23 protein-coding genes and 1 tRNA gene are annotated in these 23430 nt (G+C 53.6%); 12 read left to right on the plus strand and 12 right to left on the minus strand.

The genetic code is table 11. From position 1 onward, the window contains the following. Nucleotides 1-4 precede the first annotated feature (4 nt). The 6 genes from hpnH to VKV29_RS14440 all read right to left on the minus strand — a co-directional run bounded on the left by hpnH (nucleotide 5) and on the right by VKV29_RS14440 (nucleotide 6936). Nucleotides 5-1003 carry an adenosyl-hopene transferase HpnH gene (gene hpnH, locus VKV29_RS14415; protein ID WP_324202018.1) on the minus strand — a complete coding sequence of 333 codons (999 nt, stop codon included), beginning with the start codon at nucleotides 1001-1003 and terminating at the stop codon, nucleotides 5-7. A 209-nt stretch (nucleotides 1004-1212) separates the two neighbouring features. Next, nucleotides 1213-2889: a formate--tetrahydrofolate ligase gene (locus tag VKV29_RS14420; RefSeq protein ID WP_324202019.1), complete on the minus strand. Its 1677-nt coding sequence runs from the start codon at nucleotides 2887-2889 to the stop codon at nucleotides 1213-1215. After that, nucleotides 2882-3502: a hypothetical protein gene (locus VKV29_RS14425; RefSeq protein WP_324202020.1), complete on the minus strand. Its 621-nt coding sequence runs from the start codon at nucleotides 3500-3502 to the stop codon at nucleotides 2882-2884. The genes VKV29_RS14420 and VKV29_RS14425 overlap by 8 nt, the downstream gene beginning before the upstream one ends. 75 nt (nucleotides 3503-3577) lie before the next feature. Further along, nucleotides 3578-4606: a hypothetical protein gene (locus tag VKV29_RS14430; RefSeq protein ID WP_324202021.1), complete on the minus strand. Its 1029-nt coding sequence runs from the start codon at nucleotides 4604-4606 to the stop codon at nucleotides 3578-3580. Then, a complete protein-coding gene (locus VKV29_RS14435) occupies nucleotides 4603-5895 on the minus strand; it encodes a GspE/PulE family protein (RefSeq protein ID WP_324202022.1) in 1293 nt (430 codons plus the stop codon). Before VKV29_RS14435 ends, VKV29_RS14430 begins: the two co-directional genes overlap by 4 nt. Nucleotides 5896-5985: 90 nt before the next feature. Next, nucleotides 5986-6936 carry a ParB/RepB/Spo0J family partition protein gene (locus VKV29_RS14440; RefSeq protein WP_324202023.1) on the minus strand — a complete coding sequence of 317 codons (951 nt, stop codon included), beginning with the start codon at nucleotides 6934-6936 and terminating at the stop codon, nucleotides 5986-5988. Between the two features lie 116 nt (nucleotides 6937-7052). On the opposite strand from VKV29_RS14440, the gene VKV29_RS14445 reads away from it, so the two are divergent. Beyond that, complete coding sequence (locus VKV29_RS14445; protein WP_343217384.1) at nucleotides 7053-7901, plus strand: DNA adenine methylase; 849 nt, start codon at nucleotides 7053-7055, stop codon at nucleotides 7899-7901. Between the two features lie 3 nt (nucleotides 7902-7904). On the opposite strand, the gene VKV29_RS14450 is transcribed toward VKV29_RS14445, so the two are convergent. Continuing rightward, a tRNA-Val gene (locus VKV29_RS14450) sits at nucleotides 7905-7976 on the minus strand. A gap of 224 nt (nucleotides 7977-8200) precedes the next feature. Here VKV29_RS14450 and VKV29_RS14455 point away from each other — a divergent pair. From VKV29_RS14455 to VKV29_RS14475, 5 genes are all read left to right on the plus strand, one after another. Continuing rightward, the gene (locus VKV29_RS14455; protein ID WP_324202025.1) at nucleotides 8201-10681 is read left to right on the plus strand and encodes a beta-L-arabinofuranosidase domain-containing protein; all 2481 of its coding nucleotides are present in this window, start codon (nucleotides 8201-8203) and stop codon (nucleotides 10679-10681) included. 115 nt (nucleotides 10682-10796) lie between these two features. Then, a complete protein-coding gene (locus VKV29_RS14460; RefSeq protein ID WP_324202026.1) occupies nucleotides 10797-12059 on the plus strand; it encodes a hypothetical protein in 1263 nt (420 codons plus the stop codon). Further along, nucleotides 12044-12262 carry a hypothetical protein gene (locus VKV29_RS14465; protein WP_324202027.1) on the plus strand — a complete coding sequence of 73 codons (219 nt, stop codon included), beginning with the start codon at nucleotides 12044-12046 and terminating at the stop codon, nucleotides 12260-12262. Before VKV29_RS14460 ends, VKV29_RS14465 begins: the two co-directional genes overlap by 16 nt. A gap of 22 nt (nucleotides 12263-12284) precedes the next feature. After that, nucleotides 12285-12659, plus strand: coding sequence for a hypothetical protein (locus tag VKV29_RS14470; protein WP_324202028.1), 375 nt, complete (start codon nucleotides 12285-12287; stop codon nucleotides 12657-12659). Continuing rightward, nucleotides 12631-13521 (plus strand): choice-of-anchor tandem repeat GloVer-containing protein, encoded by an 891-nt coding sequence (locus tag VKV29_RS14475; protein ID WP_324202069.1) that lies wholly within the window; start codon nucleotides 12631-12633, stop codon nucleotides 13519-13521. The genes VKV29_RS14470 and VKV29_RS14475 overlap by 29 nt, the downstream gene beginning before the upstream one ends. Nucleotides 13522-13546: 25 nt before the next feature. On the opposite strand, the gene VKV29_RS14480 is transcribed toward VKV29_RS14475, so the two are convergent. After that, entirely contained in the window at nucleotides 13547-14125 is a 579-nt protein-coding gene (locus tag VKV29_RS14480; RefSeq protein WP_324202029.1) for a peroxiredoxin-like family protein, read from the minus strand. A 46-nt stretch (nucleotides 14126-14171) separates the two neighbouring features. Between VKV29_RS14480 and VKV29_RS14485 the strand changes: the two genes are divergently transcribed. After that, the gene (locus VKV29_RS14485; RefSeq protein WP_324202030.1) at nucleotides 14172-15059 is read left to right on the plus strand and encodes a glycosyltransferase family 2 protein; all 888 of its coding nucleotides are present in this window, start codon (nucleotides 14172-14174) and stop codon (nucleotides 15057-15059) included. 80 nt (nucleotides 15060-15139) lie between these two features. Here the strand turns inward: VKV29_RS14485 and VKV29_RS14490 are convergent, their stop codons facing one another. Continuing rightward, nucleotides 15140-16330 carry a hypothetical protein gene (locus tag VKV29_RS14490; RefSeq protein WP_324202031.1) on the minus strand — a complete coding sequence of 397 codons (1191 nt, stop codon included), beginning with the start codon at nucleotides 16328-16330 and terminating at the stop codon, nucleotides 15140-15142. 60 nt (nucleotides 16331-16390) lie between these two features. Here VKV29_RS14490 and VKV29_RS14495 point away from each other — a divergent pair, with 60 nt between their 5' ends. Further along, nucleotides 16391-16543, plus strand: a complete 153-nt coding sequence (locus VKV29_RS14495; RefSeq protein WP_324202032.1) for a hypothetical protein — start codon at nucleotides 16391-16393, stop codon at nucleotides 16541-16543. A gap of 136 nt (nucleotides 16544-16679) precedes the next feature. Here VKV29_RS14495 and VKV29_RS14500 read toward each other — a convergent pair whose 3' ends face one another. Next, entirely contained in the window at nucleotides 16680-17132 is a 453-nt protein-coding gene (locus tag VKV29_RS14500) for an Rrf2 family transcriptional regulator (RefSeq protein ID WP_324202033.1), read from the minus strand. Nucleotides 17133-17267: 135 nt separating this feature from the next. Here VKV29_RS14500 and VKV29_RS14505 point away from each other — a divergent pair, with 135 nt between their 5' ends. The 4 genes from VKV29_RS14505 (at nucleotide 17268) to VKV29_RS14520 (ending at nucleotide 21262) form a co-directional block, all read left to right on the plus strand. Further along, a complete protein-coding gene (locus tag VKV29_RS14505; protein ID WP_324202034.1) occupies nucleotides 17268-19526 on the plus strand; it encodes a nitric-oxide reductase large subunit in 2259 nt (752 codons plus the stop codon). 65 nt (nucleotides 19527-19591) lie between these two features. Further along, complete coding sequence (gene ric / locus VKV29_RS14510) at nucleotides 19592-20326, plus strand: iron-sulfur cluster repair di-iron protein (RefSeq protein ID WP_324202035.1); 735 nt, start codon at nucleotides 19592-19594, stop codon at nucleotides 20324-20326. 76 nt (nucleotides 20327-20402) lie between these two features. Next, the gene (locus tag VKV29_RS14515) at nucleotides 20403-21002 is read left to right on the plus strand and encodes a hemerythrin domain-containing protein (protein ID WP_324202036.1); all 600 of its coding nucleotides are present in this window, start codon (nucleotides 20403-20405) and stop codon (nucleotides 21000-21002) included. Between the two features lie 26 nt (nucleotides 21003-21028). Next, nucleotides 21029-21262 (plus strand): hypothetical protein, encoded by a 234-nt coding sequence (locus VKV29_RS14520; RefSeq protein ID WP_324202037.1) that lies wholly within the window; start codon nucleotides 21029-21031, stop codon nucleotides 21260-21262. Here VKV29_RS14520 and VKV29_RS14525 read toward each other — a convergent pair. Further along, on the minus strand, nucleotides 21259-22566 hold the full coding sequence (locus VKV29_RS14525; RefSeq protein WP_324202038.1) for a THUMP-like domain-containing protein: 1308 nt from the start codon (nucleotides 22564-22566) through the stop codon (nucleotides 21259-21261). The two genes, VKV29_RS14520 and VKV29_RS14525, sit on opposite strands and share 4 nt — an antisense overlap. 2 nt (nucleotides 22567-22568) lie before the next feature. Next, nucleotides 22569-23423: a carbohydrate ABC transporter permease gene (locus VKV29_RS14530; RefSeq protein WP_324202039.1), complete on the minus strand. Its 855-nt coding sequence runs from the start codon at nucleotides 23421-23423 to the stop codon at nucleotides 22569-22571. Nucleotides 23424-23430 lie beyond the last annotated feature (7 nt).

The following is a 23430-nucleotide window of genomic DNA, read 5'->3' on the forward strand; positions in this document are numbered from 1 at the left end:
TCGTTTATTTAAGCGACCAGGCGGCGAGCTGAAGTTTCCCCTTGAGGGTTTTCATAGCTTCGGTGACGGCACTATGCTCGAAACCGCTATGCATTTTGCAGTTTTGACAGCGCGGGTCTAGGCGCGATTCCCAGTACTCCCAGTTAGTGGTATTCCAGAAGGTCTCCCAATCTGGGATGTAGCGATCGCCGATCAGATAGCAGGGCGACTTCCACCCCATGGGGGTATAGTTGACGGTAGACCAAGGCGAGCAGGGCAACTCGCGTAGACCGGCTGCGAATTCGAGAAAGAGAGGGGTGGCGCAGACTTTGTATTTGCCGGCAAAGCTACGTATCTGTCGAAACTTTTCGTGAATCTGTTCTCGGGTAAGAAAGATGTCGCGCTCCACACTTTCGTATTCATAGCCCGGCGAAACGAGAATGCCCTGAGCTTTCAGTTCATCCACCAGTTTGCAGAGCGCCTCCACCTCTTCTACCGAGGTCTCTTTATATACGGTGGTGTTGATATAGACATAGTAGCCTAGCTCGGCGGCGCGCTTCATCATCTCGATAGCTTTGTCGAACACACCGGCACGATTACACACGTAATCGTGCGTTTCACGAAGTCCATCGAGGTGGATCATAATGAAGAGGCGCGGATCGGGCGGTATAACGCCAAACACCTTCGTGTCGAGTTTGAGAGCGTTTGTGCAGAGAATAACGTATTTGTCGCGTGCAAATAGCCCTTCGATCAGCTCTTTAAGTTCCGGATAGAGGGTAGGCTCGCCTCCACAGAGGTTCACAATAGGGGCGCCGCAGTCGTCAACCGCTTTGAGGCAGGTTTCCACGCTGAGACGGTCTTTTAGCTTGCCGGTATGGCGCTCTACGGAGCAGCCGATACAGGCCAAATTGCAGGTATAGAGGGGCTCAAGCATGAGCACCGTGGGATAGCGGGTTATGCCCGCCTTTTCCATTTTGGAGCGATGACGGGCTTGCGCCATCATGAACCCTATAGGATAACGCATTGCGTAAGGAGCCTCCTTTTTCTGTGGTATATCGCTAGTCTACGAAGAATCACCGGTTCGTTTTAGGGATTGTACCCTAATATTACGCTTGGATGCGTGTTTTGTGCTGCTTGATCGGCTAAAAACGCAATGGTATCTAACATGCAACACAATTCATGTGATCACCTCAGCTAACAAAGCAGGCTCTGTTTTGGCCCATCGCTTCTAGGCTAGAAAAGCCCTATGATGCGACCGGTATCGTCTATATCTATGTTTTCGGCAGCGGGGACTTCGGGTAGGCCGGGCATGGTCATAATATCACCGGCAAGAGCCACGACGAAGCCGGCACCTGCGGAAAGACGCAACTCCCGAATGTGGATGGTAAAGTTGGTGGGTGCACCGCCTGCTTTTGGGTCGTCGCTAAAAGAGTATTGCGTTTTTGCCATGCAGACGCGGAGATGGCCAAACCCCCTTTTCTCTAGCCAGCGCATTTGAGACAAAGCGGCCGGCTCCAAAGCAATGCCGTTGGCTCCATACACTCGCTTCGCGATAGTCTCCATTTTGGTGAAGAGACTTCCTTCTTCGGTGTAGAACGGGGTAAAGTGGGCGGGCTGCTCTAGTGCCTGTAGAACCGCTACAGCCAGCTCCTCTCCGCCTTTTCCTCCCTGTCCCCACACGTCGCAGGAGGCAACAAGCCAGTTCTTGCTTTTCGCAAACTCTCGTACAAGCTCGATTTCTTTGGTTGTATCTGAGGAGAAGCGATTGATAGCGATCACAAAGGGGATTTTGACCTGCTGCACGATGCTCACATGGCGTTCGAGATTGGCCAGTCCGTCCTCAAGTGCCTTGAGATTCTCCTCGTCAAGCTTCTGTTTACGAACGCCGCCATGCATTTTGAGGGCGCGAATGGTGGCAACAATGACCACGGCATCGGGGGGTAGATTGGCGCTAGGGGCGACGATATCGCAGTACTTTTCAAAGCCGAGGTCGGCCCCAAATCCGGCCTCGGTAACGACGATCTCGCCCAAGCGGCGCGCCAGTTTGGTGGCGATGATGCTGCTGCAACCGTGTGCTATGTTGCCAAAGGGGCCTCCGTGCACGAAGGCGGGTGTGCCTTCCAAAGTTTGCACTAAATTGGGCTTGAGAGCATCGCGCAAGAGAACCGTCATGGCACCATGCACTTTGAGATCGGCGGCCGTTATCGCTTCACCGTCACGGTTGCGTCCAACGACGATTTTGCCCAAGCGCTCTTTCAGCTCTCCAAGGTGGTTGCTGAGGCACAAAATAGCCATGACTTCAGAGGCAACGGTAATGAAAAAGCGCGATTCGCGGGGGATCCCTCCTTGCGTGCCTCCTAACCCGATGACGATATGACGCAAAGCCCGATCGTTCATATCCACGACACGGGGAAAGGAGATGGTAAGAGGGTCTATGTTAAGACGATTGCCGTGATGCAAATGATTGTCTATTGCGGCGGCAAGCAGGTTGTGGGCGGCGCCAATGGCGTGCATGTCGCCTGTGAAGTGAAGGTTGATGTCCTCCATGGGGATAACCTGAGCATAACCGCCTCCGGCGGCGCCACCCTTCAAGCCAAAAACCGGTCCCATAGAAGGCTCACGAATGGCGACAATGGCGCGCTTTCCCAGTCGGCAAAGAGCCTGCCCTAAGCCCACAGTCACCGTGGTTTTGCCCTCCCCGGCAGTGGTGGGTGTGATGGCGGTCATCAGCACAATTTTGCCTTCTGAGTGAGCGGGAGTGTTCAAAAGCCGAGCGATTGCAGAGTATCCTATCTTGGCTTTATAGGTACCGTAAAGCTCAAGGTCGTTGAGAGTAAGACCTAAGTCGGCTGCCACCTCGCTAATGGGGCGTGGATTCACGGATTGTGCGATAGTGAGGTCGCTATTCATGCTGGCTCCTTCGAGTATTCCACAATTCACGAACGATGGCGGCGAGGTAGGGGGCAATGCGTTGAAAATCGGCGTCACCTCTTACAATGAGGTCGGCATGGACGCGCGACGGTTCTACATAGGCAGCGTGCCCCACGCGAGCGCACTCTCGATAGTAGGTGGCGATCCAGTGGGGGTCGGTGCTTCCGCGTCCGCCCTGCATATCTCGAAGAAGGCGTCGAAGGGCACGTAGGTCGGCATCTAGCTCAACAAAGAGGCGAAGGTCGAACCACTCGCGAAGTTCGGGCACATGAAGTGCCATCAGGCCTTCCACGAGGATGACGTCGGGGGCGTTTTCTGAGGCGCGAAGCGCCTCAATATCGGCGATGAGCCGTGTATTATCGGCGGAGTTTGGGTGGTTGTTATCGGGAAGTCGTTCGCCGGTAGTGGGAGAGATGAAGGTAGGCCCGCCGGGTGCACCACGATAGAAATAACGGTCCATGCCGAGCACCTCCGTATGGAGCGGAGGACTGCCGTTGGCAAGTGCATGCGTAAGGTGCTGAACGAGAGTGGTCTTTCCGGAGGCCGAACCACCGGCTATACCTACGACAACTGAACGAGTTTGATCTTTCATACTACCTGCTGTCTGGTCTCTCCGTGTGTTTTTTGTGAAAACTAAACGATTAGGTTCACTCTGTTGGAGATGGCGTCAGCGGATCGGTTGAAAGCAGTAGAGTTCGCGTTTTCCTTTGCCCTCATCTACGAGCGCAAGCAGACCTATCTTCCCCTCGTCTCGTGGGTCGCCGATACGCACATCGAGGACTTTCCCCGGCAGTGGGTCGCTACGCCAGCTCTCTTCATAATCGTCAAAACGAGTCAATTGCCAGAAGGTTTTGTCGCGCTCGTCGGCTTTTGGGACGTAGACAATGAGGCGGTCGTTGCCGGGCGACGAATCGCCGCTTGTGTCCGATGGTAAAACCCCGATGAGCCATCTTCGTTGGCCTTGCCAGTAGGCTTGGGCATAGAGGATGTTGGAGGTGAGGTTTTGCCGGCCTTCAAAAGGGTAGGTGCCGACGCCCCAATGAGGGTAGCCTTCCTCGGTGGGGTTTAGGTGAAGGTCATCGGTTACGAGTTTGCCGGAGTTGAGCGTCCAAATGGAGGTATTGTCGCCGTTGCCGCAGGCAAGACGGTCGAGTTGAGCAGGGCAGATCAGGCTGAAGCGAAGCGCCGGAGGGGGATCGCTGAGGCGTTCAAAACCTCCGCCTTTCCACATGAAGATGCCGCCGGAGGTAACGATCTGCACCATGGGAAGCTTTTGAGGTTTCACGATCTTGTTTTTTGGCAGTTGAGCGTCGGTGTTTTCCGGCGTGGCAAGCGTTGGCCAAGAGTCGGCGAAATGGCCGGCGATGAGAGGGTCGGTGGCCCATCCGATAAAGGATGCCGTGGCATCGGTTGCGAAGCGAAAGCCGTCCCAATGGGTGAGCAACAGTTGGCGTCGAAAATCGGTGCTGCTTGCGGAGCCGATCAGCAGTAGGAGGTCGTCTTCTTTATCTTGCCGGATAGGGAAAGGCTCGATAAGTTCCGTGTAATCGGGCAAGGGAACGTGCCAGGCGAGGGTGAAGGCGATGAGGAAAGGGTTGTCTTTATGAGCAAACGGATCGACTTGCCCTAGGCAGCGGCCGAGCGAGCAGAGGAGAAGGAGCAAACAGAGGGGGGATAAGAAGCTTCGGCTTCTCATCCCAGCCCTCCGTTTTCCATACCGGGGGTCAAGCCGGAGGTCATGGTGGAGTAGACGGCGGTGAAGACCTCTCGGGGAGTTGTAAGCCCGGCGAAAATCTTTTGGTGTCCGTCTTCCAGCATGGTGCGCATCTGCTGTTTTTTGCGTGCGTATTCATAAATCTCTCCGATGGTGGCTCGGCGCGCTATCATTTCGCGCAACTCCGGCGTGCTCACCAAAATCTCGAAAATGCCGATGCGCCCACGGAAGCCGGTTTTACGGCACTGTTCGCAACCGGCGCCTTTGTAGAAAGTTTTTCCTTGCATGGCGTCGGGGTTGAGACCTATTTCGATAAGCTCGTCACGAGGAGGCTGGTAGGTCTGTTTGCAGTTAAGGCATATGGTGCGTACAAGGCGTTGGGCCATAACGGCCTGGAGGGTAGAGGCGATGAGATAGGGTTCCCCACCCATATCCATCATACGCCCGATGGTCTCCACTGCGTTGTTGGTATGAAGGGACGAAAGGACAAGGTGGCCGGTTAAGCTCGCCTGGATGCCGATTGATAGCGATTCGGGGTCGCGCATCTCTCCGACCATCATGACGTCGGGGTCTTGGCGAAGGAAGGCCCGCATGACGCGAGGGAAGGTCATACGTTCGGTAACCTGGACTTGGGTGATGTGGTCGGCAAACTCATACTCAATGGGGTCTTCTACGGTAACGATGTTACGTCGGGTGCGGTCTAACTTGTTGATGGAGGCATAGAGGGTCGAGGTTTTACCGCTGCCTGTGGGGCCGGTGACGAGCACCATACCGTAGGCAGATTGGATGGCCTGGCTCCATTTTTGCAGCACGTCGGGCGGCATTCCCAGCTTATCTAGCTCCACGCGGGCGCCAACCGGATCGAGGATGCGCAGCACCATTTTTTCCCCGTTCAGCATGGGCAACACGGAGACGCGAGCGCTCAGCTTTCGGGTGCCGTATTCCATGTCAATGCGGCCGTCTTGTGGCTCTCTTCGTTCGTCTATGTGCATGCCGGCAGCAAGCTTAAGGCGTGCGAGAATGTTGGGCACAATGTCTATCGAAAGTTGCCCCACATCATGCATTACGCCATCTATGCGATAGCGAACAAGCATGCGATTGCGTTCCGGCTGCAGGTGAATGTCGGAAGCACCGAGGTCGAGTGCTTTGCGCAACAGAAAGTCGGTCTCGCTAACGGCCTGGGTCAGTTCGCCACCAAGCTCCCGCGCGATGCCATCCTCGCGCATAATCAGTCGAAAGGCCAACGGGCCACGAGGTGCAACCTGTGTCATGGTTTCTGTTCCTCTTTGCAGAGCGTCGCCATAAAGGCTATTGGTTGTGGGGCAAAAGCCCCTATTTTCTTGCTATAGTGTACCGTATTGCTAGAAATCTGGGCTACGTTGTTCACAGGCACGCAATAGGCTTTCAACGGCCATCTGTAGGGAGCGGAGGGCCTCCTGAAGTGCGGTGAGGTCGTCCTTCGGAAGATGTGAGACCTCGATATCGGCCAGCAGTGGCAGCATATCCAAAACTTTTTGGGCAGCCTGACTGCGAGGCGCATAGGTTTCTACAACGGCGTAGCGATCCTCCTCCATAGGGGCTTGGCGAAGCTCCTGGTAAATCTGTTCTCTCTGCTCGGGGGCCGACTCCAAAATCTCATGGGCGCGTTTGGGGTCGGTGCGTATGGCGCGAACAAGCTTTTCGGTCTCTTCGCTGTTAAGGCGCTCCTGTTGAATGTGTTCCACCACCTGTTGCTGCAGTTCTGGGTAGGGATTCAACTGTTTAAGGTAGCGGGCATGTTTTTCGGTAAGTTGGCCGGCTGCCGGCCTATTGGGACTAGAGACCACGGCCTCGCCGATCTCTTCAGGGAGGGAGAGCAGGTCGAGAATATAGTTCACGGTACGTTCCGACAAACCCAGCCGCCGGGCCACTTCACGTGTGGTAAGGTTGAGGGTCTCTTTAATTTGCTGGATGGCGCGCGCTTTTTCAAGGGGCTGGAGGTCTTCGCGTTGGAGGTTTTCGATGATCTGTTCGGTGAGGCGTTCCTCTTCGGTGATCTCACGCACCACACAGGGAAGGGTTTCGAGACGGGCCAGCTTGGCGGCACGCCAACGCCGTTCACCGGTAACGATGCGGTAATGAGAAGAGCCGGGGATGGGCGTAACGGTTATAGGGTTTAGCAGACCATGCTGACGAATGCTGTCGGCTAGCCCCTGCAAACTCTCCTCATCGTGATGTTTGCGGGGTTGTGCCGTATCGGCAACGATCTGATCGATAGGGATGGAGCGTATTTCCAAAGCCAGTTCTCCGAAAAGCCACAGAATTTGTGCCAATTATAACGACCTTTTAAGGTGATGTCAACAGGAGAGCAGATCTTGGTTAGGAGGAAGAAGGATTAAGGTATTATAGAAGCGACCTCCCTTAGGAAAGAAGAATCGGCTCTATGACGATGAAAAGGAACCATGCGTCTTCGCCTGTGGTAAAACAAAGCTCCAAGAAACTGCTTGCGTTCGGATGGTACGGCGGAAAGTTTTCTCATCTAGACTGGTTGCTTCGTCTGCTGCCCAAAACTCATCACTACTGCGAACCGTTTGGGGGGTCGGGTGCCGTGTTGTTAAATCGTGATCCCTCTCCGGTTGAAACTTATAACGATATAGATGGAGAGGTGACGAACTTCTTTCGTGTTCTTCGTGAAGATGCCGAGCGACTTATTCGCGCTATTGCTTTAACGCCTTTCTCGCGGGAGGAGTTTGCCCTTGCTTGTCAAATTGACCCAACGCTTGACCCCTTGGAGCGCGCCCGACGTTTTTATGTGCGGGCACGACAGGTGCGTACCGGCTTAGCGCAATCGGCCTCAATCGGCCGCTGGGCTAACTGTAGGAACACAAGTCGTTCGGGCATGGCCGGCGCTGTTTCTCGATGGTTAGGGGCAGTTGAGGACTTGCCCGAAATCGCATTGCGTTTGCTGCGCGTTCAAATCGAGAATAGACCGGCACTTGAGGTCATCCAGTTGTACGATTCGCCTAGCACCTTGTTCTACTACGATCCGCCCTATCTCCACGAAACGCGCGGCGATAGAAGGGCCTATGCTTATGAAATGAGCAATGAACAGCATGAGGAGCTTGCGCGGATGCTCAATTCGGTTCAAGGGCTTGTAGCGGTGTCGGGTTACGAATGCGAGCAGATGGATCGTCTCTACCCAAGCCCGAAATGGTTCAAACACGTCGGCCCGACGCGAACCATCCATTCCACAAAGGATAAACGTACTGATGTGCTGTGGGTGAATTACGCAAAATAAAAATGGGCAGTGCTGGATTTGAACCAGCGACCTCCTCGGTGTGAACGAGGCGCTCTACCCCTGAGCCAACCGCCCATTGCTACAACCATTGTACCCCTGTGTAGAGCGGTTTTGTCAAGAGCGAGAGGCCTTGATAGGCCATTGCTCTTTGCCGATGGTGAAAGGGCTAGTTTTTTGGTAGCTCTACAGCCAGCTGTGGCGGCTGTTTCAGATCGAAAAGCTTGATAGATAAGGAAATTGCGGTTAAAGTCGTGCATCACGACGATGACAGGCAATAACTTTTTAGAGCAGGGACAACGATGAAAAGACAAAACGCGGTGCTTGCGGTTTTGCTGTTAGGCAGTGTTTGTAGTATAGGACTGCGTGCTGCTGCACAACAGCAAAAGCCAGAGCCTATACGGGTAAAGACATACGCCGTTTTACCTAGGTTGGGAAGAAACGCATTCTATACGGGCAATCGTCCGCCCCTGGTACCTCAACCGCTCATACCGTTGCCTGTGGGGGCAGTTCGGCCGGAGGGATGGCTAAAAGAGCAGTTGGTGTTGATGAGCAATGGTTTCACCGGACATCTCACGGAGATAAGCCCCTGGTGTCAGTTCGATGGCAGCGCTTGGGTAAGCCCAACGGGCGAGGGCAAGAACGGTTGGGAAGAGCTTCCCTACTGGCTCCGAGGCTATACAAGCTTAGGCTATCTTTTGAGGGATAGGCACATTATTCGGGAAGCACGACGCTGGATTGATGGCATTTTAAACAGCCAGAGGCCAGATGGCTATTTTGGGCCGGAGGCGAATAGGGAGGCCAAAGACCTGTGGCCCAACATGCTGGCTTTGTATGCCCTTCGCACCTACTATGAGGCGACCGGCGATAAGCGCGTGATCCCCTTTATGGAGCGCTATTTTCGTTGGGAAGCCGGGCTGCCCCTCAATCAGTTCCTGCCGGATAGTTGGCAGAAGGTGCGTGGTGGGGACAACTTGGATAGCATTCTTTGGCTTTACAATCGTACCGGAGAGAAGTGGTTGCTTGATTTGGCCAAGCGCACCCATGAGCATACCGCCGATTGGGCGGATGGAGTGGCGAGTTGGCACGGGGTAAACCTATGCGAGGGATTTCGGGAACCGGCCGAGTTCTATGAAGTTACGGGTGACCCGCGCTACTACCAGGACACGGTGAGAGACTATCATACCGCTTGGGGGCTTTTTGGTCAGGTGCCAGGTGGCATGATTGGGGCGGATGAGAATGCTCGGCCTGGGTATACAGGGCCTCGTCAAGCCGCAGAGACCTGCGCCATGGTGGAGGTAATGTACAGTGACGAGATGCTCACGAGCATCTCCGGCGATCCGCACTGGGCCGATCGTTGTGAAGACGTGGCGTTCAACTCGCTCCCTGCCTCTATGACGCCCGATCTCAAAGGGTTGCATTATCTTACGGCACCCAATATGATCCAACTCGATCGTGCAAGCAAGGCGCCCCTATTACAAGATGGCGGCGACATGCTCTCTTATAACCCCTACGACTATCGTTGCTGCCAACATAATGTGGCTTTTGGGTGGCCCTACTTTACCGAACACCTTTGGATGGCCACGGGTGGCAATGGCCTAGCGGCTGTTCTCTACGCGCCCAGTACGGTAACGGCGAGGGTGGGGCATGGCGAAACGGTGACCCTCCATGAAGAGACACGCTACCCGTTCGACGAGCACATTTATCTGAGGCTTTCTATGAAGAGGGCATCAGCGTTTCCTCTCGTGCTGCGGGTACCGGCGTGGTGTACACACCCTGTCCTTAAAGTGAACGGTGAGAGGCGAGATGCGCCCACGATAGGGAACGGCGGTTGGATTGTGCTGCAGAGGCTGTGGCGGTCGCATGATACCGTAGAGCTTACCTTTCCGATGTCGGTTCGGGTGAAGGTTTGGCGTGCCAATCACAATGCCATCTCTCTCTACCGAGGGCCTCTGGCCTACTCTCTACGCATCGGAGAGCGGTGGGTGCGCTACGGTGGCACCGCGAAATGGCCGGCGTATGAGGTGTTTCCAACCACCTCATGGAATTATGGACTAGTGCTTGATTTGCGCCATCCGTCCACCTCCGTTTCTGTTGAAGAACGCAAAGACCCCTTTCCCGTCCAACCGTTCTCTCCGACCAGCGCTCCGGTTGTACTAAAAGTGAGGGCAAAGCAGATTCCTCAGTGGACGGCAGAGCCAGATGGGCTTATTGGGGAGTTGCAGCAAAGTCCTGTTCGATCTGCGTCGCCAACTGAGACCGTTGCGCTGATTCCGATGGGCTGTGCGCGTCTGCGTGTTTCGGCCTTTCCGCTAGTAGGAGAGGGACCGGACGCGCATGACTGGATTCCAGAAAATCGGGCAACCGCTTCGGCCTCTTGGTGTAATCCGAGCGATAGCGTGGAGGCGCTAAAAAACCTGCAGATTCCAACAAGTTCCGCCGACCAGAGCCTACCCCGCTTTACGTGGTGGGATCACAGAGGAACTTCGGAGTGGGTGGAATACGATTTTGCTAAGAGTGAGCGGGTAAGTTGGTGCCGTGTCTACTGGTTCGATGATGAGACGATTGGCGGTGGATGTCGCGTGCCTGCAGCATGGAGGATTTTGTGGTGGAACGGCTCGCAATGGCAGCCTGTAGAAACGAATGGCGACTATGGGGTGCAAAAAAACTGTTTCAATCGTGTAGACTTTGTTCCGGTAGAGACGACAAAGCTGCGGTTAGAGGTGCAGCTGAAGTCGGGCTATTCGGGAGGTATCCTCGCGTGGCAGTGGGGAAGTTCATAAAGATTGACTGAGGTATTTGCCTCATGTTCACCTAGCTCGCAGGCAACTGCGAGAGCTGTAGGTCTTTAGCCCTAACAGAGTGTCACAAGCTGTGTGAGAGGGAGGAAGGAAGAAGATGCAGGGGTACTATGGGTCTTGGTGGAATCGCCTAGGTGCTCTATTCTTGATGCTGATAGCGATCTTTTTACTGCTGGTGCCCGTTGGATGGTTCTGGGGGCTGTTGAACAATATGGCCATGCAGGGCGAGCCAACAGCAGCTTTTATCACAATGATGATCGCGTTTGTGCTATGCGTCTGGGGGATGCTCGCCTTGCTGGTTTACGCCGCTCCAGTTTTATGGGATTCATTTGTTTCTTATGGTTTGGAAGAGGAGGAGTTAGTAAAGCTCACGCCGCTAGGCGTTCAAAAACTGCGCTGGGACTCGATAGAGGCTGTGACGGACACAGGAGTATATCCATGGCGCCGTATCGTGTTGTGGGGTGTAGATGGTCGCAGGCTGACGATTAACCCGGAAGTTGTAGGGTCATCGGAGGTTTTCGAGGCGGAGCTTATTCGACGTTTGCAAGAGGTATTACGGCGTCAGGCCGATCGAATACGCGCTAAAGGGATAGAGCTTCATCCTGTGCGTAGCCTGGCGTTGTTGTGGCTGCTTGGATCGCTCACCTTTTTCGGAGTCGGCTTGGTTTTCTTTGTAACGCATACTTCCGAGTTTGCGGCGCATGGAGGGGCCAATTCTCAACTATCCTACCCATCCGTGGAAGTGGCGCTTTTCGTTGGGGGCTTTCTAAGCTTGCTAGGGGCGCTTTATAGTTTTATGAAAACCTTGCATGTGGATGGGCAGAAACTCGTTCTGAGGGGAATTTGGCGAAGCATGGAGATTCCCCTTGAAAAGGTTGATAGCTTTTATGTCTACCCTTTCGTTCATCGTTATGGCACTTTTGAGATATTACGCCTTCACTATTCCGGCAAGAAATTCAGCTATAGCAGTCAGCGCGCCGGCTACCTTCCTTTGCGTTCTTACCTAGAGAATGTGCTTCCTGCCTCCGTTAGACAAAAGGGCGAGCAGCAGGCTGAAAAGCAGATAAGCAAAGAGTTAAAAACCGTGACTATTCTCTCAAGAATTGGCGCCGTTCTGTGTGTGGGCATGGGCATTGCCGGAATAGTACAGGCGAACCAAAAGTTGGCCTTGTACCACTTGCTGAAGAGCCAAGGAGTGGGCGCTCCTGGAGTGGTGAACTATCGGTATACAACAGGATCGAGAACGACGATCTATCTGACAGACTATCTGTTTAAGGTGAACGGGCAGACGTATGAGGGGGCTAGCCCGTTACCTATGATACCTGGTCTTATGCTAGGCCGGGGATGCCAGTACATGTGATCTATCTTCCCAACAATCCGGCACGATGCATGTTGCTACAATCTATAGGGGAGGAGCAGACACGTGGGTGGTTGTGGCGCAGTGGACTGCTTATTGTCTTTGGTATTATCGCTCCATTTTATGTGCCGTGGCAGGTAAAACAACGCCTCATGAGGCGACAACAGGCTATAGCGAGATCGGCAGATATTCCAGAAGGCCGTTAGGCTATTGAGGAGGGAATGAAACATGCAGAAACCACATCAGGATGCCGTTTATCGGCGCTATATTTTCTATAGCTTGTTGCTTTCCCTGCTCGGTCTGATCGGGCTTGCAGTGATGATAGCGATTGGTATTGGTGTGCTACGGCAGCATGTCGAGCGCTGGGGCGCCTACCAAAAGGGCGATTTCCTCAACGCAGATGGCTATCATCCGATGACCATTATTCGCGGAGACGACGGGTACATCTATGGAGTTACAGATAGTGGCGGCATCTACGGGCATGGTGTGCTCTACCGTCTATCGCCTCAAAACGGCGCTTTCCGGGTTACTTCACACCTTCGACGGCAGCTTTGGAATAGGGCCTTATGCGCTAATGCAAGCACCGGATGGATGGGTCTATAGGGCTGCCGTTGGCAATGACTACTATGCCTGTCTGACTATCTATCGTTTCCGCCTCGATCAGGATCGGCTACAAAAGGCCTATGTGCTTGGGCTGGACAAAGTGTCGAACACGAGTTGTCTTCTGTCGGTCGGGCAGGGATGTCTGTATGGCGTTTCCGAGGCGGGCGGCCCAAACAACGATGGGGTTATATACGAGGTCTCTCTACATCCTCACGAGATTCATATCTTGCACAATTTCAACGGCATGGATGGGCTAGATCCGTTTCAATTGATTGTGGGGCGTGATGGCATGCTCTACGGTGTGGCAAAAGCGGGCGGCAGCCTCAGCGATGCGGGCACCGTGTTTCGCGTAGCTCCGGACGGAAGCGAGTTTAAGGTGTTGCATGTTTTTCGGGGAACGGATGGCAAACAGCCGGTAGCTCTTATACAGACACAGGATGGAGAGCTAGTTGGGGTAGCAGACCACGGTGGGAAGGGCGATGGGGTGATATTTGCTCTGAAGCCGGACGGCACCGACTTTCACATCGTACATCAGTTTTGGCCTTTGCAAGCCGGCCACATGCCCGTGACGATTTTGCAAGCACCTGATGGTGAGCTGTATGGCACCGCTCAGCTAGAGGGAGACCGTGGGGGTGGCGATGGTATCGTCTACAAAATGCGACCAGACGGCTCCCATTTCCAGAAGCTGCATATCTTTCGGTTCGCCGATGGCGCATTGCGGTTTGACCTTATTCTCGATCCGTCCGGCTTGACACTATACGGAACTACCATATTAGGCGGGCAAGGCAATACCGGTACTGTGTTCAAACTGAACGTAGATGGGCAAGGTTTTCAAACCCTGCATGCGTTCAGCAGTAAGTAGGAGGCCTAGCCGTCGAGGCATATTGCTACAGTTGGCTGACGGCCTCTTGCAATTCGGCTATGGTGGGGTTGTCGGCAATGTCGTTGTAGTAGTGCGCATAACGGATGGTGCCCTGATCGTCTACCAGAAACACCCCGGGCATTTGAAACGGATCGCCTTGCGGTAGCAGGCTAAACTGTTTATGCAGCATGGCGCGGAAGGCACCAGAGATGACACGTCCCGAGGTGAACTGGGTAAGTACCGCACGTCCTAGGGCAAAGGCGCGGTAGGCTTCTTTGGTGGGGTCGCTAAGACAGATGAAGGGCGCCTCTAGGCGTTGTTGTTGACAGAACGTTTGGGTGCGTTCCGGGGTGCCTATGGTAATAAGAGCAACCTGCACGTTGGAACGAATAAATAGTTCTTTTACTTGACGAAGTTGATTGACCAGTTCAAGGCAGAAGGGGCAGCCAAAGTGCCTGAGGAACACGAGAAGGGTTGGACGTTGAGACCAAAAGCAAGAGAGGGCTATCTCCTCTCCGCTATCGGCCAGTTGGACGTGGGCATCTGGAGCCTTTTCGCCTAATTGTAAGGTTGGCGTGGTATCCTTTTGTAGGGATGAAGGCATAGATCGTTCCCTCCTACACACTATTCTACCTTATTTGGATGGCAGAATGGATTTATCTATTGTTATTGTGAATTACAATACCGGTCATTTGCTTCGTGCTTGTTTAGAAAGTTTGCCATCGGCAGTCTCTGGCCTGGAATATGAAGTTTGGGTGGTGGATAACGCTTCGCAAGATAACAGCGCCGACATGGTGGCTGCGGAATTCCCTACGGTGCAGCTGATCGCGAGTGAGCAGAATTTGGGGTTTGCTAAGGCCAACAATTTGGCATTGAAACGGGCCTCTGGGCGATACTGTCTTTTACTGAACCCGGATACCGAGCCAAAGCCGGGCGCGTTAAGGCGGATGGTAGACTATCTTGATGCACACCCCGATGTGGGTGCCGTGGGGCCAAAACTGCTTAACAGCGACGGCAGCCTTCAGCGAAACGGGCGTCCTTTTCCTTCCCCATTGCGCGAACTTCTCGGCTTCGATATTATCAGGAAGTTTTTCTCAGGCTTGTTGGGGCTGAAGTTCGAGTTTGGCCGTGACGATTTTGATGTGGAGTGGGACGTAGACCACGTTTCGGGCGCATGTATTATGGTGCCAAGAAGGGTTATCGAAGCAGTTGGGATGTTGGATGAGGCCTTTTTTATGTTTTACGAGGAGGTGGAGTGGTGTTGGCGCATAAAGCGAGCAGGCTATCGGGTCATCTACTTGCCACAGGCGGAGGTTGTTCATCACTGGATGGGTAGCGTAAAAACGCAGTATCGGCAGATGGCCCGTCTGCTTTTAAAAAGCAGTTTCATCTACTACCGTAAAACGGCACCGCTTCCGGTGCGTCTGCTGGCAGCCCTCGTTAATGTGGCCCGCTTGGCGCGTAACGAGTTTATTCACGTGGGAGTGGGGATAAAACGCAGGCTAAGGTGCTGGTTAGCCAAGCGACCCGAGCGATAGGGAATGAGAATTACCTTTGTTATTCTTATTTCACCTTATGCCGCCTTCGTCTCTCGGGCATTGATCAGGTTGGGCTTTTGTTACGGGGTTTGTTTGCTCTTCGTTTGCGCTGCTAAGTGCCCACGAAAAAGGACGTTTTTTTCTGCCTGTAAACGCCGCGTGATGGCCTCGATGCAGTTTTCGGCTTCCTTTGCTAGGACGGAGTCGGCTATATCAGCTTCCGAATCGGCAAGAAAGCTTTGCAGTACCGGTAGGGTGTGGTGTTGACCGGTTTTCGTAAGGAGTTGAAGCAGAACACGGCGCGTCTGATGGTCTTGAAAGGCGTTCTCTTGTTCGGTTAGGGTTGCCGGACGTGGAGCCGAGGAGAAGAACATTAGGAAGTCGCTTAGCAAATCGAGAAACGGGATGACCATGCACAAGCCAAAGACGCAAACGGCTAGCATACTTGCTATGAGTGCGTCTTCAAGGTTCTCCGGGTCTAGGCAACTTTTGAGCGCCTGTCTCCACTCTAGGTTGCGCTTGGGGCAGAGAAGTGTGTAGATGCGAAGGTAGCTGCGGGCCGGTAGCTCAAGCCGATCGGTTTGTGGGAGGGCAGGAATAATTGTGGCCAACGCCTGCCGTGCACCATAGCATTGCCAAACATCGAATCGCTGTGGATCGCAGAACAGATGAAGCTTTTCGATAAGGAAGGGAATGCTACGCTTTGTGAGCGAGGCGAGCATATCGTTCTCAATATGCTGTTTTCTAGGTTTGAGCCAATAGGCGCGTTCCCACAATAGCAGGCATAGGAACGAGCTACCGATGGCAATACAAAGCTGAAAACTTTTTCCGACGGCGTTCTGCTCAGAATCGGGCAGCATGAGAAATAGTGTCCCAAAAAGAGCCACTAAGAGAAGGAGCAGGATTAGGCGTAAACGACAGCGTTCGAGCGATTGCAGCAGGCGCTCGGCTCGTAATATCGTGTAACCTTCTCGAATCTGTGCTGTTGTTTGTGCGGCAATGTGAGAGAGGATTAGGGACTTGATCTCCATTCCGTGGGCGATGTTCGTGGGAATTTGTAGGAATATCCCATTACCCCACAGGGCCATCCGGCATGGGGTATCTAGATCGGTCAGGCGTTCATCGAGAACACACAGGCGAACTTTGTTTATGGGAATGCGTTGAAACGAACGGCCTTGTCGAACGCTGATGCTCTCGTTGGTGATGACAAAGAGGCGCGGTAGTTGCGAGGGGGCCTTTGTTCCGGTTACGCCGAGTAGGTAGATCAACAAACCGAGTGCCTATACGGCGAGGGTAAAAGACCAAGGTGCGGAATCGGTGTGGAGATGCTCATGGATGTACGCACCGATGAAAACGATCAGCACCACTTCGAGGCCGATCGCGAAACAGTACATTACAAAGGGCACTGCCGAAGTCTGCAGCCTATAGTGGCGATCAAAGGATACCGTTCCGAGCATGACCTCTATTCCGTGCTGTTGATTTGATAGAGTAGACGTTGTTATTGCGCGAAGCGTTTCACGGCAACTCGGCATACCGACAAAAAAACACAATAATACCGTTTCAATGCACGGTTTTTGCGCATTGGAGGCCGTCGGGAACAGGTTACAGACGATTAGGCACTTACATAGCCGCCTCCTCAAGGGTTATATTGGGAAAATGGCAAACCTTATTCTCTATGGCCGCCTCCTCAATAAGCTCGGCTACAGTAGTGGAACGAAAGGCCTCCTCGATGAGGGCCACGGCGCCATCAATGCGCCTATGTAGCGGGCACAGGTTCTCCCCATGGACGGCCAGCTGCAGCGGGCAGGTGCGTATGCGCGGGATGGGGTCTACGGCATTGACTACCTCGTAGATGGTGATTTCGTAGGGGGCTTTCAAGAGGCGTGAGCCACCATAGAGGCCGCGTTGCGAGCTGATAAGCCCCACCCGACTTAGGTTTTGCAGCACCTTTGAAAGGTAGCCTACCGGTACTCGAGTAGCCTCTGCAATCTCTTTGGTTGTTTTGGCGACACTCGGCTCCTTTGCGAGATAGACAATGGCACGCAGAGCATATTCAGCAGTCTGTGAGATCATGGTCGTCCAAATCGTTCTCCAAAAATTTTTTTACCAAAAGGTTGACATGTAGTGTACCCCAAAGCGTATAATATTGATAACTGGATAAAAATATCCATAAATAAGTTGCTCATCATCCAAATACGGAGGTCATTGATGCGTTACGCGAGGTTATGGACTGTTTTAGGGCTTGTTGTCGCGGGATCGTTTGCCGTTTTAGGCCTGTTAGGACGTGAGATATATCAGCAAGCGCCACCGCGCCCTAAGCGTGTGATAACGACAGATGGAAAACTGCTGTTTACACGTCAACAGATTCTCGACGGTCAAAACGTTTGGCAGACCATAGGAGGGCAGGAGCTTGGAACGGTATGGGGACATGGAGCTTATGTAGCGCCTGACTGGACAGCAGACTATTTGCATCGTGAATCTATGTGGATTCTCAATACCTGGGCACGGCAAGAGCATCAAAAACTTTACGATCAGCTGACCCCGGAACAGCAGGCCGGGTTACGGGCACGTTTGCAGACGGTATTGCGAACGAACGGTTATAACCCACATACTGGTGACCTTATAGTGCCGCCTATCGTTGGCCAGGCGATAGAGGCCATGAACAAATACTATGCAGAGCTTTTTGGAAAGTACCCGGGGCTTGCCGGCGTTCGGAATGCCTATGCTATGCCCGCCGGAACGGTGGACAATGCGGTTCATCAGCAGGAATTGAATGCGTTTTTCTTCTGGGCTACCTGGGCTTGCGTCGCCAACCGGCCGGGGCAGACGATATCCTATACAAACGACTGGCCTCCAGAGCCTTTAGTGGACAATCGGCCTACCGGCTCAATGGTGGTATGGTCGGTTGTTAGCTTCGTCCTTCTGCTTGCCGGAATCGGAGGGCTGGCCTGGTACTATGCCATTCAGTATTATCATGGAGATGAAGAGGCCTTAGCCAGCATTCCCAATGAAGACCCCTTCCTCCGCATGCCATTAACGCCCTCGATGAGGGCCACTCTCAAATACTTCTGGGTTGTCATAGCCCTATTCGTGATTCAGGTTATCATGGGCGGGATTACGGCACACTACGGAGTGGAGGGATCGGGCTTCTATGGGATTCCATTGGCGAAATGGATACCTTATGTCATTACCCGCACATGGCATCTGCAACTCGGCATCTTTTGGATTGCGACAGCATGGCTTGCAACAGGTCTCTTTATTGCTCCGGTCGTATCTGGAAAAGAGATGAAAGGCCAACGATTCGGAGTTAATCTTCTATTCGTCTGTCTGCTTATCATCGTGGCTGGGTCGCTATTTGGGCAGTATTTGGCGGTTCATCACGATCTGGGTCTAAAGACCAATTTCTGGTTCGGACATCAGGGCTACGAATACTTAGATTTAGGCCGTTTTTGGCAGATATTCCTTCTGATCGGGCTATTTCTATGGCTGTTTCTCATGGTGCGAGCGTTATGGCCGGCCCTCACTAGGCAGGATGAATCGCGTGAGTTGCTTACGCTCTTTGTGCTTTCCGCCGTGGCTATTGCGGCTTTCTACGGGGCGGGGTTGCTGTATGGCCGACAAACAAATCTCGCCATAGAGGAGTATTGGCGATGGTGGGTTGTGCATCTGTGGGTAGAGGGGTTCTTCGAGGTCTTCTCTACTGTAGTCATCGCATTTCTGTTTGCACGGATGGGGCTTATTCGAGTTCGAACGGCCACAGCCTCTGTGTTGTTCACAACGATCATCTTCTTGGCTGGCGGAATTATCGGAACGTTCCACCATCTTTACTTTACCGGAACTCCAACCGCCGTTTTAGCTTTCGGGGCCACGTTTAGCGCACTGGAGATCGTTCCTTTAGTGATGATAGGGTTTGAGGGCTACTCCAATATTGCGCTACATAAAACGCTCTCCTGGGTGCAGAAATATCGCTGGCCTCTCTACTTTCTCGTGGCTGTCTCCTTCTGGAACCTCGTCGGCGCCGGTCTTTTTGGGTTTCTCATCAATCCGCCGATTGCGCTCTACTACATGCAGGGGCTTAACACAACCCCGGTGCATGCGCATACCGCCCTCTTCGGGGTTTATGGGATGCTGGGATTGGGTCTGATGCTCTTCTGTTTTCGGGCTTTTACGGCACGGAAGACCTGGAACACACAGGTGCTCGGTTTCGCCTTCTGGGCTATCAACATAGGACTCATGCTGATGGTGATCTTGAGCCTATTGCCAATAGGCTTGATACAGACCTGGGCGAGCGTTACTCACGGCATGTGGTATGCACGCTCGGTGGAGATCACCCAGATGCCGGTGATGCAGACGCTGCGGTGGATGCGACTGATAGGAGATACCACATTTGCCGTAGGCGCTCTGGCACTTGGATGGTTCGTGCTAGGTTTGAAGACCGGTTGGTCGTACGTAAAGGAGGTTGCCTAAAATCGCTTTCGGCACTCACGGAGTTGGGGTTTGACCTTAAACCGAATCTCGAAGGAGGTAAGAACATGGTTGAGATTGATGTGCAAAAGACGATAGGGCAGCTTGTAGCCGAGCAGCCAGATAGAGCACGTGTGTTCGAGACATTTGGCCTGGACTACTGCTGCGGGGGTAAGAAGACCATCGGCGAGGCCTGCGCCGAAAAAGGCAAGAATGCGGACGAGGTAGTTGCAGCCCTCCGAGAGCACGATGCGGCGACACCATCAACTACAGAGAGGGATTGGAGCCAAGCTTCTTTGGGCGAGTTGGTGGATCACATCGTTACAACCCATCACGAGTACCTACGCCGAGAGCTTCCGCGTCTGCAAGAGATGGCTGCGAAAGTGGCTTTGGTACATGGCGATCGGCACCCGGAGATGGTGCAGGTGCACGAGCTTTTCGAACGTTTTAAGCCCGAGCAGGAACTGCACATGGCCAAAGAGGAGGCCGTGCTCTTTCCGATGTGCAAGCTGCTCGATACCGCTACGGAGGTGCCACGCACCTTTTGCGCCGGCACATTGCGACATCCCATCGAGGCTATGGAGCGTGACCATGCCATCGCCGGAGACGATTTGGCCGAGATGCGCCGATTGACGAACGGTTTCACTCCGCCGGAAGATGCCTGTAACACATTCCGCGTGTTGCTGGCCGGGCTTGCCGAGCTAGAGGAGGATATGCACCTGCATATCCATAAAGAGAACAACATTCTCTTCCCACGGGCGCTGGCGAAGGAGGATAGTCTTCGAGCGGCAAAAGCCGACTAAACCGTTATGCAAAGAGGGCTGGAGGGTTCCCCTTCAGCCCTCTAAAGAGAGTAGAATCTTTGTGAGGAGATAGAAGATGGCAATACAGATTGGGAGGAAGGCCGAAGGCAGCTTCCGCGAGCCGCTGCAACTGCTAAGCGATTGCCATCGGCGCATCGAGCGGTTTCTGCAAGAGCTCATTCATGTGGCCGAACAGACACAGGGCGATGGATTGAACGAGGCCTATCGGGATGAGCTCGATACGGCTTTACGCTATTTTGAAAACGCCGAGCCGCTTCATACGGCCGACGAGGAGGTCTCTTTGTTCCCCCGTCTGCGGGCAAAAAAGAATGAGGAGGCCGATCGCATTATCGCAACGTTAGAGGCCGATCATGACGTTGTAGGAGAACTGCAGAGGAGGATAGGGCAGATCGGGAGAAAGTGGCTGGAGCAGGGATACCTGGAAAAACAGGAGTTGAGGGAGCTTCTGGAAAAACTCTATTTTCTGCGCACCACCTATCACCAGCACATCGGAATAGAGGATCGGGTACTTTTCCCGGTAGCGGCAACGTTATTAAGTGCGGAAGAGTTAGAGGCAATCGGGCGTGAGATGGCCGACCGACGTGGAGTGTCGTTTGATACGCCGCCGGGGACGCGCTGCGCAAGCCGCAGAGCAAAACAGGGGTCACCAAAATAAGGCAGAAATAAAGGAGGAGTGTTCTCTTGCGCGAACGTGTGTTATCTATTCGCCTGACGCCTGAAGAGTACGAGTGGTTGCGACGGCGAGCCTATTGGGAAGGCTGCTCCATCGCTTCTTTGGTGCGAAGGGAGATTCATCAGCGGATTGCAGAGGAAGGGTATCTACGCCCGCCGGATGATGAACCGCAAGACTTCGGCTACGAAAAAGAGATGATGCAGTTTGTGTTGGCCGTCCAAAATGGGGAGTTATCACCCTAAGGCTGCTGGGCATTAGGGACGGTTTCCAACTCGGGTTTGTCGCATGGGGTTAGAAACATCGCCAGCGGCCGATTGCCAACCCGGGCTAGTGCAAGCGTTACCGGTCGGGCTGTGCAGTCGGTTACGGCACGCAGTTGCTTGAGCAGCGAGCGCGTGTCGAAGGGCAGTCCCCGCTGTTTGATCTCTGCTATGTACCAGTGTTGTTGGCGCAAATAGGCTTGCACGTGTTTTAGGTTGTAGGGCGTCCAGTTCACTATGCGATAGCAGCGGGCAAAGGGAGTATTCACCTGTCGTGCTGAGGTGATGTAGGCGATATGGGGATCGAGTAGATGGCCGCTGAGTTGGCAGGCAAGCTCCTCGACCAGTCCGGCGCGTATTATCGTTGGGGCGGGTTCGTAAAGCCATTCAAGAGGGTTTGAGCAAGCTGCCGCAAACGGCTGCCTACACGAAGGTTTCGAGGTAGGTAGAAGCGTAGATGCAGCGCCCGTTTTATGAAGCACGGTGGCGCAGGTGAAAGGAGGCATGTAATCCGTTTGATCGCATAGTCTGCTTATGGCCTCTCCCCACCATAAAGTCGCCTCTGAGCATTCTCCAATTTCTCCGACATACTCCACGATGCAGTGTTCATCGAGAAGAGGCGCGAGATCGGCCGTAGGCGGAAGCTTCATCGCACCCCATTCAAAGTACTTCTTCAGCTCCTTAAGCCAGGGTAGAGAGGGGCTAAGAGCCTCCAGATGGCGAAGACGGTGCGTTCCCTGTAAAGTTGAAATGCGACGTGAAGGATCGCAGAATACCGTAGAGACTCCTTTGCGACGCAAGCGCACCAGATCGAGCGTGCCGACATCCTGGCATAGGAAAGTAGCCGGTGCCTTTGGAGCTACCGCGGCGAGGTTGGCATGGGCACATGTAAGCCGTAGCAACGAACGATCCACAGCGATAACTGGCCCACGTCGAGCGAGCGCGAGGGTATCGCTGCCGATGGAGCAACAGGCGTCAAGTATGAGAGTGTTCTTTGGAAAGTGGGAAGTGCGCCAGGTCGCCAAGACTTCTGAGGTGGCCTGTTCCAAAGCTTCAGGGGTAAAGAACAACACTTCGGAATTTGAGAAGCGCTGCTCGGCACGCCGACGCAACTCCAAAAGCTCAACTATCGCGGCAGCAAGGGCAGGCTGACAAAACCTTCGCAAACGCGATAGGCGCGTGAGGCGTTCGGAAGGTAGAGTGCTGGCGAAGTGTAATAATGCTTGCCCTTCGCCCGTGGCGAGAAAGCGAACAATCTCAGGGGTGAGTGCGCTCCCTTCTTCCACCGCTAGCCTTTCAAACCGGTGACGGCGATTCCTTCAATGAACTGTTTTTGGGTGAAGAAGAAGAGCACGATAACCGGAGCTACCACAATGGTGGAGGCGGCCATAAGGAGGTTCCATTGGGTACCCCCATTTTGACTTTGGTAGTTTTGCAGGCCTAAACCGAGTGTATACATGTTCTGATGTGCTAGATAGATAAGAGGGCCGAGGAAGTCGTTCCATACTCCCATGAATGTGAAGAGGGCTACAACGGCCAGGGCCGGCTTTGCCAAAGGAAGAATGACCTCGCGGAAGATGCCCCATTCGGAACATCCATCTATTTTTGCGGCCTCTGAAAGCTCGAAGGGAATAGTGAGAAAGAATTGGCGCAACAGAAAGATATAAAAGGCGCTCCCAAACCAGGCCGGCACCCAGAGGGGGCGATAGGTGCCTGTCCAGTGAATCTTTTCAAAAAGCACGAACGTGGGCACCATGAGGACGGGGAAGGGTATCATCATGGTGGCAAGCGTGAGCTTAAAGACGATGTCGCGACCAGGCCACCGAAGCCGCGCGAAACCATAGGCTACTAGGGCATTGGAAAAAACGGTGCCGCTGACCACAAGAATTTCAAGAATGAGGGTGTTGCGACCATAGATAAGGAAGGGGATATAGTGTAACTGGTTGCTTTCGTAGGTGAAGGCGGCAACATAGTTTTGCCACTCGATGGGATGCGGTATCCAGATGGGGGGCATGTGCATGGTCTGATCAATCGGCTTCAGCGATGTTGAGATCATCCAGAGCAGAGGGAAGGCGAACACAAGGGAAAGCGCGATAAGCACCATATGAATGAGAAACGCGGTGAGATAACGTTTTTTGTGCATGGCGAAT

The sequence above is a fragment of the Chthonomonas sp. genome, from assembly GCF_035294165.1.
In the GTDB taxonomy this organism is placed as follows: domain Bacteria; phylum Armatimonadota; class Chthonomonadetes; order Chthonomonadales; family Chthonomonadaceae; genus Chthonomonas.

Excerpts from the sequence above, each read along its gene's own strand:
- VKV29_RS14460 (WP_324202026.1), top strand. The coding sequence starts at position 10,797 with ATGCAGGGGTACTATGGGTCTTGGTGGAATCGCCTAGGTGCTCTATTC.
- VKV29_RS14425 (WP_324202020.1), bottom strand. The coding sequence starts at position 3,502 with ATGAAAGATCAAACTCGTTCAGTTGTCGTAGGTATAGCCGGTGGTTCG.
- VKV29_RS14515 (WP_324202036.1), top strand. The coding sequence starts at position 20,403 with ATGGCAATACAGATTGGGAGGAAGGCCGAAGGCAGCTTCCGCGAGCCG.
- VKV29_RS14420 (WP_324202019.1), bottom strand. The coding sequence starts at position 2,889 with ATGAATAGCGACCTCACTATCGCACAATCCGTGAATCCACGCCCCATT.
- hpnH (WP_324202018.1), bottom strand. The coding sequence starts at position 1,003 with ATGCGTTATCCTATAGGGTTCATGATGGCGCAAGCCCGTCATCGCTCC.
- VKV29_RS14505 (WP_324202034.1), top strand. The coding sequence starts at position 17,268 with ATGCGTTACGCGAGGTTATGGACTGTTTTAGGGCTTGTTGTCGCGGGA.
- VKV29_RS14500 (WP_324202033.1), bottom strand. The coding sequence starts at position 17,132 with ATGATCTCACAGACTGCTGAATATGCTCTGCGTGCCATTGTCTATCTC.
- VKV29_RS14475 (WP_324202069.1), top strand. The coding sequence starts at position 12,631 with ATGCAAGCACCGGATGGATGGGTCTATAGGGCTGCCGTTGGCAATGAC.
- VKV29_RS14470 (WP_324202028.1), top strand. The coding sequence starts at position 12,285 with ATGCAGAAACCACATCAGGATGCCGTTTATCGGCGCTATATTTTCTAT.
- VKV29_RS14485 (WP_324202030.1), top strand. The coding sequence starts at position 14,172 with ATGGATTTATCTATTGTTATTGTGAATTACAATACCGGTCATTTGCTT.
- VKV29_RS14455 (WP_324202025.1), top strand. The coding sequence starts at position 8,201 with ATGAAAAGACAAAACGCGGTGCTTGCGGTTTTGCTGTTAGGCAGTGTT.
- VKV29_RS14435 (WP_324202022.1), bottom strand. The coding sequence starts at position 5,895 with ATGACACAGGTTGCACCTCGTGGCCCGTTGGCCTTTCGACTGATTATG.
- ric (WP_324202035.1), top strand. The coding sequence starts at position 19,592 with ATGGTTGAGATTGATGTGCAAAAGACGATAGGGCAGCTTGTAGCCGAG.
- VKV29_RS14480 (WP_324202029.1), bottom strand. The coding sequence starts at position 14,125 with ATGCCTTCATCCCTACAAAAGGATACCACGCCAACCTTACAATTAGGC.
- VKV29_RS14530 (WP_324202039.1), bottom strand. The coding sequence starts at position 23,423 with ATGCACAAAAAACGTTATCTCACCGCGTTTCTCATTCATATGGTGCTT.
- VKV29_RS14445 (WP_343217384.1), top strand. The coding sequence starts at position 7,053 with ATGAAAAGGAACCATGCGTCTTCGCCTGTGGTAAAACAAAGCTCCAAG.
- VKV29_RS14465 (WP_324202027.1), top strand. The coding sequence starts at position 12,044 with ATGCCAGTACATGTGATCTATCTTCCCAACAATCCGGCACGATGCATG.
- VKV29_RS14495 (WP_324202032.1), top strand. The coding sequence starts at position 16,391 with ATGGATGTACGCACCGATGAAAACGATCAGCACCACTTCGAGGCCGAT.
- VKV29_RS14430 (WP_324202021.1), bottom strand. The coding sequence starts at position 4,606 with ATGAGAAGCCGAAGCTTCTTATCCCCCCTCTGTTTGCTCCTTCTCCTC.